The sequence below is a fragment of the Lactobacillus sp. ESL0260 genome, assembly GCF_003692935.1.
Lineage (GTDB): Bacteria > Bacillota > Bacilli > Lactobacillales > Lactobacillaceae > Lactobacillus > Lactobacillus melliventris.
On the sequence record NZ_REHO01000013.1, the window covers coordinates 343,586 to 361,590 of the forward strand.

Below are 18,005 nucleotides of genomic sequence, written 5' to 3' on the forward strand. Positions count from 1 at the left end.
GTCTTTTAACTTGGGATATTATTTTATTATTTTATTATTTTAGGAATTATTTTTTGCTTTTTTATTCCTTAGCTGCAATTGCTTTAATTGCATTACGACCTGAAAAGATACAGTAGCCTGCATGTGTACCAGGAACGTTAACACCATAAGTATCACCATACAGAACAGCAGAACCGTCACCACCGATAGCATATAAGCCTTTAATAGGTCTGCCCTTAGTATCAAGTACTTCATTATTGATGTTAACACGAAGGCCGTCACCAGTAGTATATGCACCAACACCTAATTCAATAGCATAAAACGGTCCTTTGCCATCAACTGGTAATAGATATTTGGCTGGTTTATGAAAATCAGTATCCTCACCGTTAGCGGCCATTTCATTGTAGTGCTTAACATAGGCAACTAAGTTAGGAGTATCAATTTCTTGAGCTAGTTCTTCCAATGTTGCAGCCTTGTGCAGATATTGACGACCTTCTTTTTCAGCCTTGGCAATGTCATCACGCAAAGTTGGGTATCTGTCTTCTGGTACAAATGGCTTCATTGATCTTGGATATGATTTATCAGTAAAGTCATCCAAAATCTTTTGACTAAAGATGCAGAAGACCCGATCCTGGCGGTTCATTGAATTACCTTCGTTAGCCCAGTTCACAACTGCTGCACTTTCATCAACAAAACGCTCACCTAATTCATTAACCCACATTTGCGGTTGGTCACAAACTGAACTCCAGATAGCTGTCCCCCAAAGCTTAAATGATGGAATAGTCTTATCTTTTAGCTGACCACCAAACATCATTGCCATGCCAGTGAAGTACTTTTTAGCGCCCAACTTCCAAGCCAATCTCAAACCGTCTCCAGTATTTTTACCAGAATTAACGGGAATAATGTTATCAGGATTTTGGTGAGGTGTACTTTCTAATAATTTTTGGTCGTTCAGATAACCACCTGTAGCTAAAACCACATTCTTAGCATTAACAACTTTAGTAGTTTTTTCTACCACATTAGTCAGAGTAACATCATAAGTGCTGTCTGCATTTTGTTTTAGATCAGTTACTCTAGTTAAAGTAAGAATTGTAATGCCCTTATTCTTAGCATACGGTTCTAAGCCATTATGAATAGCATCATGACCCTTGCCTTTAAACAAGTGCCAGGTCCTTGCGCCAGAACCCAGGTTTGCTACCATACCAATTTCAGCACCATGGTCCTGAAGCCAAGAAACATTTTTACCGGCATTGTCAATATATTTTTGCCACATTTTGCCATCGGCTTTGTAATGCGAATAAGTCAGTTCTTCTTTAAGTAAGTCTTCCTTATTAAGAACCGCGTTATCCTTTTTTTGCAATTCTGAATCGGCAGCAAAAACACCTTCAACATAATTGCCTGTTCCACCAGTTGTTTTACCTTTTTCAACCAGCAAAGTTTTCAAATTATTGTCAACAGCTTCATCCGCGGCAGCAAAACCAGCAAGACCAGCACCAACAATTACTACATCGTATTTTTCTTGTGTCATATTTTTTCCTCAAGTAAAAAATCATGTACAAATCAATTTTTAAAATTTAATACATGATTTTTAAAAAACTACTTACCTGCTTTAGCAGTTTCAGCTGCATCAATTCCGGCTAATCTACCAGAGATATAAGCAAAGCCTAAAGTACCACCTTCAAAGTCAACATAAGCCTTACCGTACATTCCAGATGCATCGGCACCAGCTACGTAAAGGTTAGGTACAGGTTCACCTTTTGGAGTCAAAGCATGCATCTTTTCATCAATTGTGGCACCACCAAGAGTTCCTAGGTTCCGGGCAATAAATTTCACAGCGTAAAATGGTCCGTTTTCTACTGGAATCATTCTCTTGGTATCGGAGAAGAACAATTCATCTTCACCCTTCTTTTTAGCATCATTGTATTGCTCAACTGATTTTGCCAAGTTTTCCTTGTCAACACCCATCTTTTCAGCCAATTCTGCAATTGTATTACCAATAAATACAACATTAGTTGAAGCCAGCTTATTTAATAATGCAGTAAAGTCAGTCTTCTCGTGTTCGTGCTTGATGCTTTCTTCAGTGTCTGTTGGATAATTAAATTCCATATAGAACTGGCGATGGTTTTTCCACTTGCCATAGTGATCTTCAATTGCAACTGTACCGCCTTCTTTAATCTTGTCCAGCATTGCCTGATCAAAGATAACGAATTCGGTTTGTTGTGGTTGTTCTGACAATTCGGCTCCATGCACAGCAAAGTCTAACGCATGAGTTTCGCTGGCATAACGCTGGCCGCGATTATTAACGCGCAAATTTGGAAAGTCTGCCAAAGCATTAACAGGCATCCAGTTGGGGCCAACAAGTTTAGCCATATCACCAATATCTTTATTGCTAAATGTTTGCCAGAAGTAATGAGTTGAGCCGTTAATATGGTGAGCAGTTCCTGCATCCCACGCCATGTTCAAACCATCACCGGTGTTTTGCAAAACCTGTCCTTGTGTGCTGACATCACCCAAGTATTCTTTACGCATTTCAGGATTACCGCCAAAACCACCTGTTGCAATAACAACTTTCTTAGCATTAACGTGAAGTGTTTCTTCGTCACTTTCAGCAATTAAACCAACAACTTTGCCATCATCTTGCAGTAATTTTTTGCCAGCAAAGCCAAAGTACATCTTGCCACCAATTGACTTAAATTTTTCAATCAATTTAGTTACTGCCTTAGTACCGCCTTCTTGATAGCCATGAAGAGTAGCTGGCATACCGATATGGTCATAACTGCCACCAGTACCTGCGTCAACCAATTTCATAATCGCGCCGTTTTCATTTAACCAATCGACAGTCTTACCTGATTCATCGATAATGCGGCGCACAAGAATTGAGTTCATGTAGCCTTGAGAAGCATCCATGTATTCGTCATAAAGCCACTTCTTAGAAACCACTGCATCTTGGTCTTTTTGTTGTTGACTATCGCTGGCAAACATACCACCAGCAAAAGTAGTTGCTCCAAGTGGAGAAATAGTTTTTTCAAACAAAGCAACGCTTGCGCCATGTTGACGAGCAGCTAATGCGGCTGCTACGCCAGCACCACCGGCACCAACTACAGCGACGTCAACGTTAATAGTTTCTTCTTTCTTACCGGCATTTTGACCACCATTTTCTTTAAGAGCATCGTAGTCTACTCCGGCTTTATCAAGGGCTTCTTTAACACCCGCAATAATACCGCGAGAAGTTTCGGAAGCTCCAGAAACGACGTCAACATCAACTGATTGCTGGTCAACAATCTTTTGGGCCATTTTCTTAAATGCATTGTCAGCCAAACTGTCTGGCGCATATTTATCTAATGGTTTAACATTAACGATTTTATCTGTGTCTACCTCAACTTCAAGGTTAATTTGACTTTCTTTACCTTGACCCGAGCCAGTGTATTTACCCGGATTTGCAGTTATTTTTTTTGCCATTACAAAATTCCTTTCAAAATCAAATCAATTACTTACCACGCGGAGCATTTTTAGCAGCATTAGCGTCAGGTAAAATGCCAATGAAAATTGCTGTCATCATTAAGACAATACCCTGAATGATAAAAGTCAACATAAAGTTACGTCCAGCAATCATTGAGATAATAACTGGGATACAATATGAAAACAGTAACGAAACAGTACCGATCAAACCACCTGCTGAACCTGCATATTTAGGACCAATTTCTGGGAATGAGATTGGCATTGCCTGCATCAATGGGCCGGTCATAGCACCGAACAATCCACCAAGTACTAAAGAAATGGTTAGTGGCAATCCTAATGGAATGAACCAAGTAAGAGCAATTAACAAACCAGCGATCAGGGTTACGGTAATCATAATTGGTTTAGCCTTTTTAGCTTTGCCAATTAGTGCAGGACCAAATAATGAACCACAAAGGCTACCGATGGTAGCTATAGCAGCGATATTATTTCCTTGAATGGTAGACATTCCTCTTGCAGCAAAAGCTGGAGGCATAATATTAGAGAAAGCCTCACTTGCTCCCATTCCGACACCAACACTGATAGCGACAATCCAAGTCTTTTTACTGTGTGCAGCTTCTTTAAAGAAATCAAGGGATGACTCAGCTTTTCCTTGTTTTACTTGAGGTTGGGGAATTTCTTCACCCTTAGGGGCATCTTTTATAAATAGCAGCCAGCAAACTGTCAGAACTAATAATAAGCTTGCTGAAAATGTAAAGGCTGCCTTTACACTTGGAAATAAAGGACTGGTGATACGAGTTAAGATAATACCTACACTAGCTGATGCGAAGAAAACTCCCATAGCTAAATTAGTATCTTGCTTAAACCATATACCAAAAATCTTGATAGTATTTGCATTTAAAAGTGCCATGTACACGCCAAACAATAACAACATGATCATCATGGTGACAAAATTAGTGGCAATTATACGGCCATATGCACCAAGTAAAGAAATAATTAGTCCTACTGAAACAATTTTCTTAGCACCAAATTTATCTGCAAGTGAACCAGCAGGAATACTTAAGAAAACTGCGACCAACATTGGTGCCATTGCCAAACTTTGAAACTGTGCTGTTGACAGGTGCAAAGCCGGAATAATTTGAACAGCTAATGTTGAAATTTGAAACTGAATGTAATTGCTCGTTGCATCAAGCAAAGCTACAATCGCTAGGATTACCCATCTATAGCTGGAAAGCTTAGGTAACTGTTTTTCATCCATAATAAATTAAAACTCCTTTTGTGATTAAAATTAATTTTCAGCGGCATATTGTCCAGCTAAACGGCCAAATGTTTGTGCATGGCTGCAAGTAAGACCTGGAACACGGTCTGGGTAACTACCCCAGAAGAAACCACCACTGGCATTACCGGCCGCATACAAATGAGGAATTGGCTTACCCATCTTATCAATTACTTCCATCTTGGTATTAATACGCAAGCCATCTAGTGTTGCTAGAAGGCGACCACCCATAATAACGCCATAGTATGGAGCTTTATCAACTGGGAATAATCTGAATTTTTCTTTACCAAAATCAGTATCGACGCCCTTAGCACACATCTCGTTATAACGTTTAACACTGTTAACCAGGTTATCTTTTGGTAAGTTCAATTTCTCAGCCAATTCTTCAATGGTATCTGCTTTTTGAACCATACCATCATCAATTCTGCGTTGAATCTCAGCCTTATTTTCTTCAGTATTATAAATACCAGGCCAGCCTAAACGTGAGCAACCTTGAGTCTTAAATTGTGCTAAGTGATCCATAGTATCTTCTGACCAAATTTGTGCTTCTAAGTATCCTGGTTGTTTAGCCATTGCATTAATATCAAATTGGTAAGGAACACTCTCGTTGCCAAAACGTTCGCCGTTCAGATTAACTTTTAGCATTGGGTATGCACCCATCCAGAAATAGCCAGGACCCTTAAAGTCAATTTGATAATGTTCTTCAGCGTTGGTACCAACAGGAACAGCGCCACGGTCAAAAATAATTTCTGCAGGTTCCTCATCGCGGGCAGCTCCCACTTTCAGGCCAGCAAGAATTCCTGAACCGTCATCACGCGGACCGTCAGAATAAACGTTCTTCTTGTAGCCAAGTGGATCCCACTTCTTCATTAATTCAACGTTGCCGCCATAGCCACCTGTACAAATGATGACACCCTTGGTAGCTTGATATTCCGTTTTTTCACCGCTATTACGATCGCTGGTAATGACACCGGTAACCGCACCACTATCATCAGTAACGAGCTCTTCAAGTTTAGTATTGTATTTAAGAGTTACTCCTAACTCCTTAACTTTATTAATTACCCAGTCACCATAGTGAGCCCAGCCATTATCAGGCGTAGCAATTGCAAGTTCAGTGTTAAAGGCTGTGTTAACAACCGTTTCATAGTATGCATCTTTTTGTGGTCTCAAGACACCACCATTTGGTTTTAGAATGTTATCTTCAAGCCAGTTAGCTGTTTCATCAGCGTGGTTAGCCCAGGTCCAAAGTAATCTTTCATCAACATTATCTTGGAAAAATAAAGTTAAAAAGTTCATTAATTTAGCTTTATCAACCTTAATACCTGCCCGCTTTTGAGCATTACTATTCAGAGCGGCGAAGAAAGAACGGTAGAGAAATTGTGAACTACCCTGTTTATCAATTAACAGAACTTTAGCTCCTTTTTCTGCCGCAGCACATGCTGCCATACCGCCGGCATTACTGGCACCGGCGATAATTACATCATAAGTATTTTCCATTTTTGTCCCTCACTTTTTAAAACTAATATCTCAATCGCTTACATGATACTATGAATCAAGTGATTCTTTTCACGCATTTCAGAATTGAAGATTACAAAATGGAATGCAGACATTAAGCCTTTGAAATTCAACGCAAAAAAGCTTGCAGTATCAACGTTTATATGTTGACTGCAAGCTCTGCAAAAATCACTTTCAGTTGTGAATTACTTATTTTTATTTTCAAATAAATATTCGTTTATTGCTGACTTCAATGTACTTACCACTTTTTCAAGTACAGAATCATTGGTAAAGCTTTCCATATATGCAATACCATAAGGCGAAATATCATGATAATCAATGGGAATATATTTGATTCCCTCTGTTTGATAATCTGCAATGAAATTAGGTAAGATGCCATAGCCCCAGCCTCCCCGAACATAAATATCCATTGCTAAAAAGTCTTGTACAAATTTAATATGATCCATCCCCAATTTATTGATTAGGGCAGTTTGAAAATTTAATTGCACATTTAATGAGCTATTTGGATCAAGTAAAAATAAATCCTGACCGACCAAATCAGAAATATTAATCTTAGACTTTTCAGCCAATTTTGAACCTTGAGGACATGCAATAACTACTTTACCCTGAACCATTGGTTCAAAATTGATATCTTCAATGATATCAACATCTTCTCGAGCAATTGCGCATAAGTCTACATGATGATTGAGAAGTTCACCGATTGAATTATTAAGAACAAAAACAAATTGAATATTTAAGTTGCTACCAGATTCCCGTAATTTACGCAAAAAGATTGGTAAGATTTTTTGCTCAAATGGTGTATCACAAACTCCTATCCGCACAAGGGTTTCTGGATCATTCTTCTTACTCTGTAAATAGGCAACGGTGTAGTCCATATCGTCTACTACGTTTCTGGCCACACGATAAAAATATTTGCCGGCGTTTGTTAATGAAATCCGATGATGCGCGCGATTAATTAAAGTTACCCCGATGGTATTTTCAAGATCTTTAATGTTTTTAGAAACTGCTGATTGGGAAAAATTTAGCTGCTCAGCTGCGATAGTAAAACTTGAATTATCTATAGCCTTGATAAAACAACGTAATTGAGTAAAATTCATTTTTATTACCTCATTAAAAATCTCAATTTAATTTCTGTATATATTATATTATACTAAAAACTTTTAATATAAAAATACGGGCTTTACTTTATCCAATTTGTTTTAGTGTATACAAAAAGGCCATTTAGCGCAAATGGCCTTTTTAAAAACTGTTACTTTATCTTACTTAGCGCATCATTAACCGCATCTTTGAGACCGCGTGATGAGCTTGAGGCACCGCTGACTGCATCAACATCAACGGTATTTTCCTGAACCATTTTGGCAGGTAAAGTCTTGATAGCTTTCAAGCCATAGTCATCTGATTCAGCTTGCTTCAAAACTTCAATATTCTTTAAGTTCTTTTGTTCATCAACAGTTACGCGGACAACTATTTCATCACCCATACCTTTAGTTGATTTACCAATATATTGGTTTGCTCCTGTTTCATAGGTTTCGTGTTTAAGATCCGAAGTTAAGTGCTTTTCAGGCATAGTAGCACCACTTGCCGCATCAGTAGTTGCAGCAACTTTCGGTTTAGCCGCATTTTCTCCGGCAATCTTGCCCCAAATTAAGCATTCTGCCAAATTATTGCCGCCTTGGTATTGGTTAGCACAGATACCGCCAAGTTCACCTGCAGAATAAAGATTAGGAATCGCTTTGCCTCTGGTATCCAAAATTTCGGCATTCTTATTTCTTCTAGGTCCGCCTTGCGTATTGAGCATAGTTTGTTCTAGTCTGACAGCATAAATTGTGTTACCAGTAAATGCACGTAAAGTTGCTGGGTCTCTTCTAAATTCGGGATCATCTTGCTTTTGACATGCTTGATTGAAACGATTGAGGGTGTCAGACAATACTGCCGGTTCAACACCAATTTTATCGGCTAATTCGGAAACAGAGTCAGCTTTGATAACATTTTCTGTGTATGGTTTGTAATCGCCAATAATTTTATCGCTATCTAATTCATGCTTTTTAGTTTCATCAAAAATCAAGTATGGGTGCTCTTGATTTAGCGGCACTTTCCATTGACCATGATTCTTGATATGGCCGTGGCGGTTTTCTTCTGCTTCATTAAAGTATCTGGTACCGTCATCACCTACAACAAAGGCACTACCGGTAGAAACAGCTTCATTTTGAGGCCCTAACATTAAGCGACCGCGTTGTCCTGCTGGTACCGCAAAAGCCATACCATGCAGCAGACCTAAAGATTCATAATTATGTAAATGCCAAAAGTCAGCGCCAACTTCCTGGGCCATTCTCAGACCGTCACCTTTGTTATAAAGGGTGCCTAAAGGTGCCAGCCTTTTGGCGCCAATAAAGTCTTCGATCATTCTTTGGTTATTTTCAAAACCACCGGTGGTCATGACAACACCGTTTTTGGCCTGAATTTTGAGCAATTTACCATCACGCTTAATCACTACACCGTAAATCTTTTTCGTTTCCGGATCTTGAATTAGTTCTTCTGCAGGTGTGCTGTACAAAACATCTATTTTGTCTTGCCGCTTCACTACCTGCTTCTTTAAAATTTGCCATAAGGAAGCATCAAACCAATGCTTAGTGACAGTGGTGAAATCATAGGACTTCGAGCCTGGAAATTCCGGAAATTCCCTGAAAGCATAACTTTTATCAGGGGCATATTCCTTAGCACTATTTGGTTTAACACCCAAATATTTAGAAACGTATTCAGGAATGTGCACCATCCCATCAACATAAGTATCAATCATCTCTTCGTCAAGTTCCATTGGCGCCGTTAGTTTCTGATAATACTTTTTCAGCTCATTAAAGTCATTGCCAGTACCAATTAATTGGGCAGAATAACGGGTATTACCACCTTCGTGCCCTTCAGGAGCTGCATCAACCAGTAGCACTTTGGCATCATGATCAGCCGCAAACCGAGCAGCAGTTGCACCAGCACCGCCAAATCCTAAAACAACAACATCATAATTTGCATCCCATGCAAAATCTTTATGATAAATCATATAAATCTCCTTTGTATAAATCGCTTTCATTTATCAAATTAATTTTATCACATTATATTTTTCCAATATATACTATTCAAAAAACAATAATCATTATTAATAAAACTCATTGAACTCATCTGTTAAAACAACTTGACTTAAAGTTCACGTTAAGGATTAAAGTAATCTTATTAAATCAAATATAAAGGAGTTAAAAAATGGACGATTATAAAAGTGATGTGCAAGATGGTATTTTTGCTTTAGGTGAAAAAAATACTGCTTATCAAAAATATTTTAAAGGTCAAAGCTATCTGCAGAGTTTAGTCAGTGATCCTAATATTAATGTCAGCGTTTCAAATGTCAGTTTTGAACCCGGTTGTCGCAACAACTGGCACCAGCACATTGGCGGCTTTCAAATTTTATTAGCTACTGCTGGTGAAGGCTGGTATAAAGAAGAAGGTAAGCCGGCACGCAAACTGCACCCAGGAGATGTCGTCGTAGTTCATGACAGCGTCAAACATTGGCACGGCGCTACCAAGAACAGTTGGTTTGCACATATAGCTATTACTGCGGGAACACCTAAATGGCTGGAACCAGTTACAGATGAAGAATATGAGAAACTGGAGGATTAAAAATGGCAAAACAAACTGCTGGTAGAGATAAACTAGGTGATTTTGCACCTAAATTTGCGGAATTAAATGATGATGTTTTATTTGGTGAAGTCTGGTCAAGAGAAGATAAATTATCTGCACGCGACCGTAGCTTAATTACCTGTGCTGCATTAATGGCACAAGGGGCTTTTCCCCAACTTAAATCACATATGATTATGGGAAAAAAGAACGGTATTACCAAAGACGAAATGGCCGAACTGATTACTCATTTGGCATTTTATTGCGGCTGGCCTAAAGCATGGTCTGCATTTGGTCTGGCGCAAGAGGTTTTCACTGATTAAAACTTTTAATATAAACGGCTGGTCTGTTTGCTCATATGACGGCCAAAGTTGTCTTAAATTTGAGGGTCATATCACTGCTTCGTCTGGCTGCTTTTTTATGTCTAAAAACTTTGACCGTTAAAGGTATCAGCAGCTAAAAATTTGTGTTACTCTTGATGGGTATTAAAAGAAATTACGGGAGTAAAACGATCATGAGCAAAAAAATTTTAATTTTACACACTGGTGGCACCATTTCAATGTCAGAAGATGAAAATGGCAAAATTAAGCCCAACAGTCAAAATCCATTGGCTGATTTACCTTTAAATGTTGATGATGACGTGCAGTTAGTTACAGAAGAAATTTTTAATTTACCCTCGCCCCATATGACTCCTGAGCGTATGTTACAGCTCTCCTTGCGTATCCGCCAAGCTGAAGCAGAAGGCTTTTTTGGCGCAGTTGTAACTCACGGCACTGATACTTTAGAAGAAACAGCCTTATTTTTAGACCTAACCATCTCCAGCAAAATGCCTGTAGTAGTAACCGGGGCCATGCGTTCTTCTAACGAAATTGGCAGTGACGGCCTGTACAATTTCAGGACTGCAATTATGGTAGCCAGTTCTGCTGCTTCCATCGGTAAGGGCGTTGTAGTAGTCATGAATGATGAAATTCATCCAGCCCGCTATGTCACCAAAACTCATACCACAAATGTAGCTACTTTTCGGACAGCCACTTTTGGTCCAATTGGCGTTGTTTCAGAAGGCCACGTCAATTATGTGCAAACCATTAATCCGCAACAACATTTACCTATTGATCATGTCGTTGCAAATGTCTATCTGGTAAAGGCCTATGCAGGAATGGGACCAGAAATTCTGCAAGCCTTGGATAAACCGACAACTAGAGGAATTGTGATTGAAGCTTTAGGTGCCGGCAACATGCCGCCACAAACACTGCCAGCACTGCAAAAATTGCTTGATAATAATATTCCGCTGGTATTAGTCTCACGCTGCTTTAATGGTATCGCTGAACCGGTTTATGATTACGAGGGCGGCGGTGTCGGCTTAGCTAAAATGGGTATTATCTTCTGCCGCGGCCTTAATGGGCAAAAGGCCAGAATTAAACTCTTAGTGGGCTTAAGTGCCGGACTTCATGGTGAACAATTAAAGAAATACATTAATAAATAAAATATGTGTTCAAGCCAGCTGCAGGCGTAGCTGGTTTTTTGCTTGCAAAAATTAATAATTATTTGTAAAATGACCGTTGGTCATTATTGAATGAAAGGAGCACAAAATATCATTATGTATGTCTTAACTCCCCAAGAAAAAGAAGCCAAAAAGCAGCTAATTGCGGCTGCTGCCAGTAAATTATTTCAAAAAAATGATTTTAACCAAATATCCATGGCGCAAATTGCACATGAATCAGGCGTAGCTAAAGGCACACTATTTAATTACTTTAAAACTAAAGAGAACATCTTTATGTATCTGCTGCTTTCAGGTTATCAAGACTACCTCAAGGAAGTACGCCAGCGTTTTCAAAAAACTGCAAGTATCACTTCTTGGAATGACTTTACTGCTTTTTTATTAGAACAAAATCACCTGTTAATACGTGAAAGGCCCGATTTATTGCGGCTTAACGCATTACGGGGGCCAATTTTAGAAGCAGCGGCTGACAGAGAACAAACTTTGGCCGGTCGGGAAAAACTATATGAAATAAACCAGCAACTGGGACAGACGATTGCTGCAAGAATTACACTATTAAGCGTTAAACAGGCCAGTCACCTTTTCATTATTCAGAGCGCCATAATTAGCGGCCTCATGAACATGATGAATCTAGACGAATTTCACCACGATCAATTGCCGGTTGATTTTAACGGCTTCCAAATCGACCTCGAACAAGAAGCCAATCAAATAATGTTGTTTTACTTGCAAGGATTGCAACAAAAACTGGAGGGAACTAAATAAAATGAAACTTGCTAATATTAGAAATTTTGCCATAATTGCTCATATTGATCATGGTAAATCAACCTTAGCTGACAGAATTATGGAACAAACTGATACTGTGAGCAAAAGGCAGTTAAGTGACCAATTACTCGACAGCATGGAAGTTGAACAAGCGCACGGAGTAACGGTCAAATCACGATCAGTGCGTAACTTTTATCAAGCTAACAATGGTCAAGAATACGAATACAATCTAATCGATACACCAGGACACGTTGATTTTTCCTACGAAGTCTCTAAAAGCCTCGCCGCCAGCGATGGTGCTATTTTATTAGTTGACGCAACCCAAGGCGTACAAGCACAAACCGTAGCCAACTTACGTTTAGCTTTAAAGCATAACTTGACCATCATCCCGGTTATTAACAAGATTGACAATGCAGCGGCTGACGTTGCGGCAACAGAAGCGCAAATTCGTGCGCTGCGTCCCGAATTCGCAGATGTGGCTATTTTAAAAATTTCTGCTAAAACCGGCGAAAATGTTCACCAGGTATTAGAAGCTATTTATCAAAAAATTCCAGCGCCGCAGGGAAAACCCGCTGCACCTCTTAAAGCCTTAATTTTTGACTCGCAATATGATTCTTACCAGGGAATTATTGCGGACGTCAGACTAATTGACGGCACGTTAAAAAGCCAGCAAAAACTGGAATTAATGCAGAACGGCAGCACATTTAATGCTCAAGCAGTGGGAATCTTCACGCCAGATATGAAGCCAGTAAAGGAATTAAATGCGGGTGAAGTCGGCTATCTTGTGACTGGGATTAAGGATGTTGCCAGCGTGCAGGTTGGCGATACCTTAACTGCTGCAGACAATCCGACTAAAAATGCGATTCCGCACTTCAAACCCGCACAATCAATGGTTTATGCTGGTTTTTATCCTAAAGGAGATACCAGCTATGAGGCTCTAAAGCAGGCTATCAGTAAGCTCGCTCTCAATGATTCAGCCTTTCATTACACCCCCGAACAATCTGAAGCTCTTGATGCCGGCTTTCGTTGCGGCTTCTTAGGTATTTTCCATTTGCAAATCATCCAGGAACGACTGCGCGATGAATATCATGTCGAAGTGTTGACTACTGCGCCGAATGCCACCTACCATGTTTACCTCAAGCAGCCTCAGCCTAAACAGGAATATCTCACTATCACCAATCCGGCAAAATTTCCTGATTTTTCTGAAATTGATTATGTCACTGAATCATACGTTAAGGCCGTAATTACCACACCCAATGAATACTTGGGTGCCGTCATGAAATTATGCGACCAGCATTTTGGGGAAATGGTAGACTTGGACAATCAACAAGATTTAGTCACATTAACATACAAACTGCCGGTGTCTGAAATTGCCTATGACTTTTTCAACAGCTTAAAATCAATTACTCATGGTTTTGCGACTCTTGACACTGAATTTCTGGATTACGAACTAGTAGATGTAGTTAAAATTCAAATTCAGATTAATTATGCTGCTGTTGATGCTCTAGACATTATCGTGCCGCGGCAAAAAGCCGATTTGATCGCTCATAAATTAGTTAAAAAATTGAAATATACTGTGCCGCGGCGTTTATACCCCATGCCTGTGCAAGCAATGGTGGAAAACAAGTCAATAGCCAGAGTTGACGTGCCGCCTTTGCGTAAAAATGCGGCTGTTAATGGCGAAAAACGGAGTATTTCGAAAAAACAACAACTTTTGCGTAGACAAAGTCTAAACAAAAGGCAAGCTGTTAAAAGTGATATTAAGTTGCCGCAGAGCGTATTCGATGCCATTTTAAATATTAATGAACCGGATTAGAAATTTTTCAACACCCATTTCAAGAAAAAGACAATCAATTATTTTTACGTAATTGATTGTCTTTCTTATTTTCAGCCTTGATAGATCTCTAACTTTACTGGCCCGATTAATCCAGCTGGTGGAATAATACCAAATTGGGATTCTGGATCTTGAATTTTAATAGCCAAGTTATTTACCGTTTCAATTTCAATTTTATTTGGACCTACTTTTAAGAATGGTGTTATAGCAAAAGTTGAGTTTTGCTCAATTGTTCTTCCCACTAATTTGCCATTAACCTTTAGTTCAGCGACTTCACCGATTTGTCCTAGATTAATTAAAAACTCATCTAAAAGCTTCTCGACTGTTATAGTAGTTGAATAACTACTTTTGCCAGAGTAATTCTTAAAACCTGGCAAAGAATTCACATCCCTTAGCTCAAAATTTTTGAAACACTGACCTGCAATTTTTAAATCCCAGTTTGAAATTTCTTTTTCTTCAATTAGCGACTTAACCAGCCTACGATAAATATAGTTAAAAATAGGGCTTTGTCTCCCTTTGGAGCATGATAACGTTGCTTTCTAATTTTTAAATGGGGGGAAGTTATACTCCCCCTGTTTATTTTGGCTATTCTTAAGATAATCAATGTACAACATTACATCTTCACGATTTAAATGTTCAAGAGTATCAAGCCCAATATCGATATTATTTTAGTCTTACTAATTTCAGTATTACGTAGCTAAGTTGAAGAGCACCTAATTTCTGTTAAATATTGATATTTAGTTGTCTGAACAGATTCTTACCTAAGTAAAATTCTTTATAATATCTATTATACAAGATCAAGGGAAAAGCCACACTTGGTCAGACGAAGAAATTAAAAATAAGCAGTAGCGAAGCGGTTAAAATTAAAGCAAAAGCCCAAAAAGGCATAGAAATTGAAGTAGTACTCAAACAGTAGTACAATTAGAGTACTATTTGAGAGAGGCGAGACAGTCATGGCAGTTAAAGATAAAAAAAGAGTTCAAGTACAAATTGATAAAAACTTGGCTGAAAATACCGAAGCAGTTTTAAGTGAGTTGGGCCTAACACCCACCACGGCTATTAACATGCTTTATAAGCAAATCGTTGCAGATGGTGCTTTCCCCTTTAAGCCAACTTTAAGTGAAACAGAACGAGCAGAGTTACGTTTTTTAAAGGCCACTGAAAATACTCCAATAGTGGAGTTTAAAGACGCTAAAGAAGTTGCTAATTGGCTAAATGATCCAAATGAAGACTAATGACCTAATTAGCTTATACGTTAGTTATGTAGAAGCTAATGGTGGTAAGCGTAGACCAGTATTAATTCGCAAGGTTTCGGCGCAAACAGTTGAAGCTTATAAAATTACCAGTAAGTACAAAAATAAATCGGCTTATATCAGGCAACAGTATTATCCAATTAAAGAATGGCAAGCTGCCGGTTTAATGAAACCCTCATGGGTCGATATTGGTAAGCTTTACCGCTTTCCCAAAAAAGGTTTAACCTTTAAGGGAATCGGTCATTTAAGTAAGCGAGATCAAAATGAAATTGCTGATTTTGCTATTGCTTTGAAATCCAAAAGAAAAGGCAAAAACTAAAGAACAAAACCGATCTGCCTAGTAATTGGACAGATCGGTTTTTAATATCTTTATAGCAAGGTCACTCTGATAATATATTGATCAGCATATGGCGGGTAGCCATATTTTTTACTTAGTTCTTTTATTTCATTAATAATCTTGTTTGTACTAATGTTTTACTTTTTTCATTTTAAAAGCTATATTAGTAGCTTTAAGCATTGAAATGTCGTTTAATACAATTTCTTATAAGGAATCAATTCCTGGAAAAAACTATACTTTGCACGGTATTGCTATAGTAGAAAATGTAAAAATTAATTTTTAGACAAAAAGATAAATCAAGTATTTCTTTTGGAAAAGACTTGATCTATTTTTTTGCTTTTTTGTGCTGGAAAAAGGAACCGGATTGATAATCATGCTAAAGCCTAAAAGCAATAGCCTTTTCAACATATAGTGTTTTGAATATATTAAAGTACAATATGTTGCGGAGTATAAGTGATAAAAAGGAGAGTAGACTTTATTGAAAAAAATCAAACCAAAATTAAAAGAATATGCTGAACAATATGGTCGGCAACTTGACGCTTCTGTCAAAAGTCACAAATAAACTGTAACCACAAAAAAATTCCTAACCACGAAGGCTAGGAATTTTATTTTTCAATTTAAAATTAGTCGTCTAACTTCTCTTTGTTAGTGACATTCAACTTGTCATCAAAGGTGTAAACTACAGGTTCACCGGTCTTCATTTCCAAGTTCATAATATCAGCGTCAGAAATGTTTTCGATGTATTTAGTCAAAGCACGAAGTGAATTACCGTGAGCGGCAATAATGACATTCTTACCAGCCAATAGGTCTGGTGCAATGTGATCTTCCCAGAATGGCATAACTCTCTTTAAGCAAACCTTTAAGTTCTCAGTCCGAGGAATAATGTGGGGATCAAGGTCAGCGTACCGACGGTCGTGAACTTGACTGTATTCAGAGTCATCCTCAATCTTTGGTGGTAAAACATCGTATGAACGACGCCAAATGTGAACTTGTTCATCGCCATACTTGTCAGCAGTAGCCTTCTTGTTTAAACCTTGCAAGCCACCGTAGTGACGCTCGTTTAATCTCCAGGTCTTAGTTTCGGGAACCCAGAGTTGGTCGCTTTCTTCCAAGGCATAGTGCAAAGTCTTAATGGCACGAGTTAAAACTGAAGTATAAGCTTGATCAAATTTCAAGCCGTGTTCCTTAATTAACTTACCCGCATTCTTGGCTTCTTCAACGCCTTTTTCTGATAAATCTACATCAATCCAACCAGTAAATTTATTTTCAAGGTTCCATTCACTTTGTCCGTGACGAATCAAAACTAATTTTGACATGAAATATCTCCTTTGCAAATTAAATGTTTCACTTACTATTTTACACATTTACATTTTGTTTTCATAGGTTTTAGGGTTAAAAATCGTTTTTTAAATTCAAGTTTTAAGATACAATAGAAATAATAATGATTATAAGAAAAGAGATTATCTAACTCGTTATGAAAATTAAAAAACTAATGCTGGGCCTAAGCTTAATGGCAGCTTTAATTGCTGGTGGTTGCTCGAAGCCAAAAAAGCAAAGCGAACCAATTTTAACTAAAAGCCAAGTAATCAAATGTTCACAGAAATCTTTTAAGAGTGGCCAGGCAAAACAAGTCATCACTTTGGGTACTGATACCTCTAACCAAGTTGTTGCTACGACTGCCCTATTTGGAGGCAATCCCACCGTTTTTCAACTTAATTCCCAAACACAGGTGAAAGGCAAAACCCAGTCTGCACAAGAATGGGTTGATAATTCCAATCATATCTATATTAATGGTGCAAGTAATTGGTACAAGAGCGACTTTAACAAATTAACCGGTCATTCATACGTTGATTTATTAGACTCCATAGTCAACAACCCCATGTTAATGGATCCGCCTGCAGCTCTTACAAAAGCTTATAAAATGACACGTAAGGGACAAACATATACGCTAGACGCAACAGTTAAAGATCAAAAGACGATAAAGAAGGCGCTTGACCCCATCTTTGTCACTAATAATCAAAGCTCAAAGCAACAAACGATTTACCGTAAAATAGCCAAAATAGGTAAAATTCAAGGTATGACCGCAAAGCTAGTGGTTAAAAATAAGAAACTTTATACGTTTCAGTACTTAGTTAAAATTAAAGTAAACAAACTAATGCGCTTCAGTGCTGGTCAAAGTTACGGCAACATTGGCAGCAGGGACTTTTTAAAGATTCCTAATAATGCACTTAACGCCAAGCCATTACCTGAAACAAATAAAAAGAAGAAATAACTATTATTAATGTGAACCCTAAAACCAGCAAAGTTTATGGGGTTCTAGTTAAGGACTTACTTCCGCTACTAAGCAGAAGCTAGTCCTTTTAATTTAGAAAAAATGCCGAATAATGAAATGAGTCCTGCAAATTAAGCAACTTGCGGGACTATTTTTATGACCG

15 protein-coding genes and 1 pseudogene are annotated in these 18,005 nt (G+C 38.3%); 8 read left to right on the forward strand and 8 right to left on the reverse strand.

Features of this window, described 5'->3' with window-relative positions:
• Positions 1 to 61 precede the first annotated feature (61 nt).
• The 6 genes from F5ESL0260_RS07990 to F5ESL0260_RS08015 all read right to left on the reverse strand — a co-directional run bounded on the left by F5ESL0260_RS07990 (position 62) and on the right by F5ESL0260_RS08015 (position 9,278).
• Entirely contained in the window at positions 62 to 1,507 is a 1,446-nt protein-coding gene (locus tag F5ESL0260_RS07990) for an FAD-dependent oxidoreductase (protein ID WP_122026510.1), read from the reverse strand.
• A 68-nt stretch (positions 1,508 to 1,575) separates the two neighbouring features.
• Entirely contained in the window at positions 1,576 to 3,438 is a 1,863-nt protein-coding gene (locus F5ESL0260_RS07995; protein ID WP_122026511.1) for an FAD-dependent oxidoreductase, read from the reverse strand.
• Between the two features lie 28 nt (positions 3,439 to 3,466).
• Positions 3,467 to 4,693: a nitrate/nitrite transporter gene (locus F5ESL0260_RS08000; protein WP_122026512.1), complete on the reverse strand. Its 1,227-nt coding sequence runs from the start codon at positions 4,691 to 4,693 to the stop codon at positions 3,467 to 3,469.
• A 30-nt stretch (positions 4,694 to 4,723) separates the two neighbouring features.
• Complete coding sequence (locus tag F5ESL0260_RS08005; RefSeq protein ID WP_122026513.1) at positions 4,724 to 6,208, reverse strand: FAD-dependent oxidoreductase; 1,485 nt, start codon at positions 6,206 to 6,208, stop codon at positions 4,724 to 4,726.
• Between the two features lie 203 nt (positions 6,209 to 6,411).
• Complete coding sequence (locus tag F5ESL0260_RS08010) at positions 6,412 to 7,323, reverse strand: LysR family transcriptional regulator (protein ID WP_046325533.1); 912 nt, start codon at positions 7,321 to 7,323, stop codon at positions 6,412 to 6,414.
• Positions 7,324 to 7,475: 152 nt separating this feature from the next.
• The gene (locus tag F5ESL0260_RS08015; RefSeq protein ID WP_122026514.1) at positions 7,476 to 9,278 is read right to left on the reverse strand and encodes an FAD-binding protein; all 1,803 of its coding nucleotides are present in this window, start codon (positions 9,276 to 9,278) and stop codon (positions 7,476 to 7,478) included.
• A gap of 197 nt (positions 9,279 to 9,475) precedes the next feature.
• On the opposite strand from F5ESL0260_RS08015, the gene F5ESL0260_RS08020 reads away from it, so the two are divergent.
• The 5 genes from F5ESL0260_RS08020 to lepA all read left to right on the forward strand — a co-directional run bounded on the left by F5ESL0260_RS08020 (position 9,476) and on the right by lepA (position 13,962).
• Positions 9,476 to 9,889: a cupin domain-containing protein gene (locus tag F5ESL0260_RS08020; protein WP_122026515.1), complete on the forward strand. Its 414-nt coding sequence runs from the start codon at positions 9,476 to 9,478 to the stop codon at positions 9,887 to 9,889.
• Positions 9,890 to 9,891: 2 nt separating this feature from the next.
• Positions 9,892 to 10,209 carry a carboxymuconolactone decarboxylase family protein gene (locus F5ESL0260_RS08025; RefSeq protein WP_122026516.1) on the forward strand — a complete coding sequence of 106 codons (318 nt, stop codon included), beginning with the start codon at positions 9,892 to 9,894 and terminating at the stop codon, positions 10,207 to 10,209.
• A 191-nt stretch (positions 10,210 to 10,400) separates the two neighbouring features.
• Positions 10,401 to 11,369: an asparaginase gene (locus tag F5ESL0260_RS08030; protein ID WP_122026517.1), complete on the forward strand. Its 969-nt coding sequence runs from the start codon at positions 10,401 to 10,403 to the stop codon at positions 11,367 to 11,369.
• Positions 11,370 to 11,459: 90 nt separating this feature from the next.
• Positions 11,460 to 12,146: a TetR/AcrR family transcriptional regulator gene (locus tag F5ESL0260_RS08035; RefSeq protein ID WP_233557728.1), complete on the forward strand. Its 687-nt coding sequence runs from the start codon at positions 11,460 to 11,462 to the stop codon at positions 12,144 to 12,146.
• A gap of 1 nt (position 12,147) precedes the next feature.
• A complete protein-coding gene (lepA, locus tag F5ESL0260_RS08040; RefSeq protein ID WP_122026518.1) occupies positions 12,148 to 13,962 on the forward strand; it encodes a translation elongation factor 4 in 1,815 nt (604 codons plus the stop codon).
• A 71-nt stretch (positions 13,963 to 14,033) separates the two neighbouring features.
• Here lepA and F5ESL0260_RS08045 read toward each other — a convergent pair whose 3' ends face one another.
• A complete protein-coding gene (locus F5ESL0260_RS08045; protein WP_122026519.1) occupies positions 14,034 to 14,357 on the reverse strand; it encodes a hypothetical protein in 324 nt (107 codons plus the stop codon).
• Between the two features lie 576 nt (positions 14,358 to 14,933).
• On the opposite strand from F5ESL0260_RS08045, the gene F5ESL0260_RS08050 reads away from it, so the two are divergent.
• Both F5ESL0260_RS08050 and F5ESL0260_RS08055 read left to right on the forward strand, forming a co-directional pair.
• The gene (locus F5ESL0260_RS08050; RefSeq protein WP_122026520.1) at positions 14,934 to 15,215 is read left to right on the forward strand and encodes a type II toxin-antitoxin system RelB/DinJ family antitoxin; all 282 of its coding nucleotides are present in this window, start codon (positions 14,934 to 14,936) and stop codon (positions 15,213 to 15,215) included.
• A pseudogene (locus F5ESL0260_RS08055) lies at positions 15,205 to 15,546 on the forward strand (hypothetical protein); the annotation flags it as partial. The gene F5ESL0260_RS08050 and the pseudogene F5ESL0260_RS08055, both read left to right, overlap by 11 nt.
• Positions 15,547 to 16,193: 647 nt before the next feature.
• On the opposite strand, the gene F5ESL0260_RS08060 reads toward F5ESL0260_RS08055, so the two are convergent.
• Positions 16,194 to 16,886 (reverse strand): 2,3-diphosphoglycerate-dependent phosphoglycerate mutase, encoded by a 693-nt coding sequence (locus tag F5ESL0260_RS08060; RefSeq protein WP_122026521.1) that lies wholly within the window; start codon positions 16,884 to 16,886, stop codon positions 16,194 to 16,196.
• 158 nt (positions 16,887 to 17,044) lie between these two features.
• On the opposite strand from F5ESL0260_RS08060, the gene F5ESL0260_RS08065 reads away from it, so the two are divergent.
• Positions 17,045 to 17,842, forward strand: coding sequence for a DUF6612 family protein (locus tag F5ESL0260_RS08065; protein ID WP_122026522.1), 798 nt, complete (start codon positions 17,045 to 17,047; stop codon positions 17,840 to 17,842).
• Positions 17,843 to 18,005 lie beyond the last annotated feature (163 nt).